Below are 5,756 nucleotides of genomic sequence, written 5' to 3' on the forward strand. Positions count from 1 at the left end.
CGGCGCGGCGCGCCGCTGCACGTGCACCTGTCGGAGCAGCCCGCCGAGAACGACGCCTGCCCGGGCAGTACACGGCCGCACCCCCACCCGGCTGCTCGCCGACCACGGGGTGCTCGGGCCGGCCGTCACGGCCGTGCACGCCACCCACCCGACCGGCGCGGACGTGGCGCTGCTCGGGGAGAGCCGCACCGGGGTCTGCCTCTGCCCCACCACCGAGCGGGACCTGGCCGACGGGATCGGGCCGGCCCGGCGGATGGCCGAGGCCGGCAGCCCCGCTCAGCCTGGGCAGTGACAGCCACGCCGTGATCGACCTGTTCGAGGAGGCCCGCGCGGTCGAGCTGGACGAGCGGCTGCGCACCCGCCGGCGGGGGCACTTCAGCGCCGTCGACCTGCTGGCCGCCGCGACCACCGGCGGGCACGCCGCGCTGGGCTGGGCCGACGCCGGCCGGCTCGCCGTCGGTGACCGCGCCGACCTGGTCACGGTACGACTCGACACCGCCCGCACGGCCGGGGTGCCGCCGGTGGGGGCGTTCTTCGCGGCGACCGCCGCCGACGTCAGCTCGGTGGTGGTGACGGGCGGCAGGTGGTGCGCGACGGCGTGCACCTGACCGTGGACGTGCCGGCTGAGCTGCGCGACGCGATCGCGGCGGTGTCCGGTGCGTAGCCGCGCGGACCGGCCGGCGTGGGCGGCCGACGGGTTCCGGGGCACCGGGCCGGAGAGCGGAGGGACGCCGTGAGCAGCCTGCTGATCGATGACATCGGCGAACTGGTCACCAACGTCGCCGGCGCGGGCGAGGACGGCCCGCTCGGCATCCGCCGCCGGGTGGCGCTGCTGGTCGAGGAGGGCCGGGTGGCCTGGATCGGCCCGTCCCGGGACGCCCCGGCCGCCGACCGGCGGATCGACGCCGGCGGCGCCGCGGTGCTGCCGGGCTTCGTGGACAGCCACGCCCACCTGGTCTTCGCCGGGGACCGGGCCGCCGAGTTCGCGGCCCGGATGGCCGGCCAGCCGTACACCGGCGGCGGCATCCGCACCACGGTCGGCGCGACCCGGGCCGCCTCCGACGAGGAACTGCGGGCCACCGTGCGCCGGCTGCGCGCGGAGGCGATGCGGCAGGGCAGCACCACCATGGAGATCAAGAGCGGGTACGGCCTCACCGTCGCCGACGAGGCCCGCTCGCTGCGGATCGCCGCCGAGGTCAGCGCGGAGACCACGTTCCTCGGCGCGCACGTCGTCCCCGCCGAGTATGCCGACCGCCCCGACGACTACGTCGGGCTGGTCTGCGGGCCGATGCTCGCCGCCGCCGCCCCGTACGCGCGCTGGGTGGACGTCTTCTGCGAGCGGGGCGCCTTCGACGCCGACCACACCCGGGCGATCCTCACCTGCGGGCAGGCGGCCGGGTTGGGCGTGCGGGTGCACGCCAACCAGCTCGGCCCCGGGCCGGGGGTACGCCTCGGCGTGGAACTGGGCGCGGCCAGCGTCGACCACTGCACCCATCTGAGCGACGCCGACGTCGACGCGCTGGCCGGCTCGCCGACCGTCGCCACCCTGCTGCCCGGGGCGGAGTTCTCCACCCGCTCGCCGTACCCGGACGCCCGCCGGCTGCTCGACGCGGGCGTGACCGTGGCACTCGCCACCGACTGCAACCCCGGCTCGTCGTACACCTCGTCGATGCCGTTCTGCGTCGCGCTCGCCGTACGCGAGATGCGGATGACCCCGGCGGAGGCCGTCTGGGCCGCGACCGCCGGGGGCGCGCGGGCGCTGCGCCGTGACGACATCGGGGTGCTCACCCCGGGCGCCCGGGCCGACCTCGTGATCCTCGACGCCCCGTCCCACCTGCACCTGGCCTACCGGCCGGGTGTACCACTGATCCGCCAGGTTCTGCACAACGGAGTCCCGCAATGACCGTGACCATCCTGCCCACCGGGATCACCCCCGCCGACGTGCTCGCGGTGGCCCGCGGCACCGCCAAGGTCGTCCTCGACCCGGCCGCCGTGGAGGCGATGAGCACCAGCCGGTCCATCGTGGACGGCATCGAGGCCGCCGGCCGACCCGTCTACGGCGTCTCCACCGGCTTCGGCGCGCTGGCGAACACCTTCGTCGCGCCCGAGCGGCGGGCCGAGCTGCAGCACGCGCTGATCCGCTCGCACGCCGCCGGGGTCGGCGCGCCCATGCCCCGCGAGGTGGTCCGGGCGATGATGCTGCTGCGGGTCCGCTCGCTGGCGCTGGGCCACTCCGGGGTTCGCCCGCTGGTCGCCGAGGCCCTGGTCGACCTGCTCAACCACGAGATCACCCCGTGGGTGCCGGAGCACGGCTCGCTCGGCGCCTCCGGCGACCTGGCGCCGCTGGCGCACTGCGCGCTGGTGCTGCTCGGTGAGGGCTGGGTGCTCGGCCCGGCCGGCGAGCGGATGGACGCCGCCGACGCGCTGAGCCGGGTCGGGCTGAAGCCGATCGCGCTGGCCGCCAAGGAGGGGCTGGCGCTGATCAACGGCACCGACGGCATGCTGGGCATGCTGCTGCTGGCGATCCACGACGCCCGGCACCTGTTCACCATGGCCGACGTGACCGCCGCCCTGGCCATCGAGGCGATGCTCGGCTCGGAGCGGCCCTTCCTGCCCGAGCTGCACGCCATCCGGCCGCACCCCGGCCAGGCGGCGTCGGCGGCGAACATCCACCGGCTGCTCCAGGACTCGCGGGTGATGGACTCGCACCGCGACGACCTGGCGCACGCGGTGCAGGACGCGTACTCGATGCGCTGCGCCCCGCAGGTGGCCGGCGCGCGCGGGACACCCTGGACTTCGCCACGACGGTGGCCGCGCGGGAGCTGCTCTCGGTGGTGGACAACCCGGTGGTGCTGCCCGACGGCCGGGTGGAGTCCACCGGCAACTTCCACGGCGCGCCGCTCGGTTTCGCCGCCGACTACCTGGCCATCGCCGCCGCCGAGGTGGGCGCGATCGCCGAGCGCCGGGTCGACCGGCTGCTCGACGTGGCCCGCAACCGGGAGCTGCCGGCGTTCCTCTCCCCCGACGCCGGGGTCAACTCCGGCCTGATGATCGCCCAGTACACCGCCGCCGGGATCGTGGCGGAGAACCGCCGCCTCGCCGCCCCCGCCTCGGTGGACTCGCTGCCCACCAGCGGGATGCAGGAGGACCACGTCTCGATGGGCTGGGCGGCGGCCAAGAAGCTGCGCACGGTGCTGGACAACCTGACCAGCCTGCTCGCGGTGGAGCTGCTGGCCGCCGTGCGCGGGCTCCAGCTGCGCGCGCCGCTCACCCCGTCGCCCGCCGGCCGGGCCGCCGTCGAGGCGCTGACCCCGGTCGCCGGCGAGCCCGGCCCGGACGTCTTCCTCGCCCCGATCATGGAGGCCGCCCGCGCCGTCCTGGCCGGCCCGGACCTGCGAGCCGCCATCGAACGCGAGGTCGGCCCCCTCGCCTGACCCCTCCCCGCCTCCTCCCTGCAGTTACCCGGAAAGAGTGGCTATTCGACGCGGAATAGCCACTCTTTCCGTGAAGGTGCTTGGGATGAGGCGCGGGTCAGGTGGTGGGTGGGAGGACCTTGGCGGCGAGCTTCGCCAGCTCGCGCAGGGCCTTGCCGCGGTGGCTGATCGCGTCCTTCTCCTCCGGCGTCAGCTCGGCGTTGGTCCGGTCCTGACCGTCGCCGAGGAAGATCGGGTCGTACCCGAAACCGCCGTCGCCGCGCGGGGCGCGCAGCAGCCGGCCGGCCTGGCGGCCGTCGACCAGATGCTCCTTGCCGCCGGGCAGCACCAGCGCGACGGTGCAGACGAACGAGGCGGCGCGGTGCTCGTCGGCAGGTCGGCGATCTGGTCCAGCACCAGCTGGAGGTTGGCCCGGTCGTCGCCGTGCCGGCCGGCCCAGCGGGCGCTGAACACGCCCGGCATGCCGTTGAGGGCGTCGACCGCGATCCCCGAGTCGTCGGCGATGGTGGGCAGGCCGGTGCGCCGGCAGCCCTCCCGGGCCTTGATCAGCGCGTTCTCGCCGAAGGTCAGGCCGGTCTCCGGCAGCTCCGGGTATTCCTCGACGTCGTCCAGCCCGATCAGGGCGATCCGGTGCGCGCCGAGCGCGCCGTCGAGGATCCGCTGCAGCTCGATCAGCTTCTTGCGGTTACGGGTGGCGAGCAGGACCTTGTTCATGATGCGAGTGCCTTCCGCTGTGCGTCGGCCAGTTCCACGCAGCCCAACAGCCCCAGGTCGAGCAGCGAGTCGAGCTGCGTACGGGAGAAGATGCCGGCCTCGCCGGTCCCCTGCACCTCGACGAAGTCGCCCTCGCCGGTGCACACCACGTTCATGTCGACCTCGGCGGCGACGTCCTCGGCGTAGTCGAGGTCCAGCCGGGGCTCGCCGGCGATGATGCCGACGCTGACCGCCGCCACCGACCGGTGCATCACCTTCTCCGGCTTGCCGGCCAGCGCCTTGCGCCCGGCCAGCCAGGTCACCGCGTCGTGCAGCGCCACGTACGCGCCGGTGATCGCCGCCGTCCGGGTGCCGCCGTCGGCCTGGAGCACGTCGCAGTCGAGCACGATCGAGTTCTCGCCCAGCGCCTTGAGGTCGATGGCCGCCCGCAGGCTCCGTCCGATCAGCCGGGAGATCTCGTGGGTACGGCCACCGACCCGGCCCTTGACGCTCTCCCGGTCCGAGCGGGTGTTGGTGGCCCGGGGCAGCATCGCGTACTCGGCGGTCACCCAGCCGAGCCCGGAGCCCTTGCGCCAGCGGGGCACCCCCTCGGTGACGCTGGCGGTGCAGAGCACCCGCGTGCCACCGAACTCGACGAGCACGGAGCCCTCCGGATGGGTGCTCCAGCCGCGGGTCAGGGTCACCGGTCGGAGTTGGTCGGGCAGCCGCCCGTCAGGTCGCGCCATCCCTGCACCTTATGCGGTCGGGTGATCGAACCGCCCCGCGGTGTCCAGCAGAGCGGTCCACGACGTGTCGGCGACCGACCCCGACCCCGGTCGCAGGCCCCGGCCCCGTTTGCGGCGTGTTGCGGTGTCCGGCCGGATGGACACCGCGACACACCGCACAGGGAGTGGATCACCGGTCTTCTGGCGTCGCCTGGCCACGGGGGACCCAGGCGAGGAACCGCCCGAAGATGGCCGCCGGTCCGCCGACCGGGTACCGGACCGGCCGGCCGGCACCGGACGTCCCGTCCGGCTCAGTCGCACTCCTCGACGCGGACGTTGAGGACGAGCGGCCGGTCCCAGCCACGCGGCACCCGATCGAGCCCGGTGGTGGTGGCGGACGCCCGGCAGCCGTCCGCCCGCCACGTCCAGGTGCAGGTGGGGCCGCCGTACTGGAAGCCGTGCTCCACGCAGCGCGTCACGTCCTCGGTCTTCGCGTCCCGCGCGCCGGCCGCGGTGAGCCAGTCGTGCACCCGTTCGGCGAGGTCCACCGGGCACCGACCCTCTGGGCAGGTGAACCGGTACACCTGCTGCGACGCGTCGTCGCCCTCGACGAGGCCGTCGGAGGTGAAGCCGGCTGGGCGTCCCCAGTCCGTGAGCATCGTCTTTCGCTGGGCCATCTCCTGCCGGGGCACGAACCAGCCGACGTACCCGGCGAGGCCGCCGCCGACGCAGAGCCCGACGGCGAGCAACCCGGCCAGCACGACGAAGAACACCCGCAGCCCGGTGGACCGGCGCACCGGCGCCGGGCCGGTTCCGGTCGGCGGAAGGGTGGCCGGCGCCGGGTATCCGAACGGCTGACCGGCCGGCGGGTACGGTCCGGCGGCGAACCGGGCCCGGGAACCGG

General features: G+C 75.0%; 3 protein-coding genes and 3 pseudogenes. 3 read left to right on the top strand and 3 right to left on the bottom strand.

Translation table 11 applies throughout. The features are described 5' to 3' along the window. The 3 genes and pseudogenes from JNW89_RS25565 to hutH form a co-directional block, all read left to right on the top strand. A pseudogene (locus JNW89_RS25565) lies at positions 1-664 on the top strand (amidohydrolase family protein); the annotation flags it as partial. Between the two features lie 69 nt (positions 665-733). Continuing rightward, positions 734-1,903, top strand: a complete 1,170-nt coding sequence (gene hutI / locus JNW89_RS25570; protein ID WP_238450842.1) for an imidazolonepropionase — start codon at positions 734-736, stop codon at positions 1,901-1,903. Continuing rightward, positions 1,900-3,434 (top strand): annotated as a pseudogene (gene hutH / locus JNW89_RS25575) (histidine ammonia-lyase). Before hutI ends, hutH begins: the two are co-directional and overlap by 4 nt. Before the next feature lie 97 nt (positions 3,435-3,531). Here the strand turns inward: hutH and rdgB are convergent. The 3 genes and pseudogenes from rdgB to JNW89_RS25590 all read right to left on the bottom strand — a co-directional run. Then, positions 3,532-4,148 (bottom strand): annotated as a pseudogene (rdgB, locus tag JNW89_RS25580) (RdgB/HAM1 family non-canonical purine NTP pyrophosphatase). Then, positions 4,145-4,873 carry a ribonuclease PH gene (gene rph, locus JNW89_RS25585; RefSeq protein WP_210774969.1) on the bottom strand — a complete coding sequence of 243 codons (729 nt, stop codon included), beginning with the start codon at positions 4,871-4,873 and terminating at the stop codon, positions 4,145-4,147. The pseudogene rdgB and the gene rph overlap by 4 nt, the downstream one beginning before the upstream one ends. A gap of 290 nt (positions 4,874-5,163) precedes the next feature. Next, positions 5,164-5,756: hypothetical protein (locus JNW89_RS25590; protein WP_238450843.1), on the bottom strand; the 593-nt coding region annotated here is incomplete at its 5' end.

The sequence above is a fragment of the Micromonospora sp. 4G55 genome, assembly GCF_016803375.1.

Bases quoted from the DNA above. Each gene is read 5' to 3' on its own strand.
- rph (WP_210774969.1), bottom strand. From the start codon at position 4,873: ATGGCGCGACCTGACGGGCGGCTGCCCGACCAACTCCGACCGGTGACC.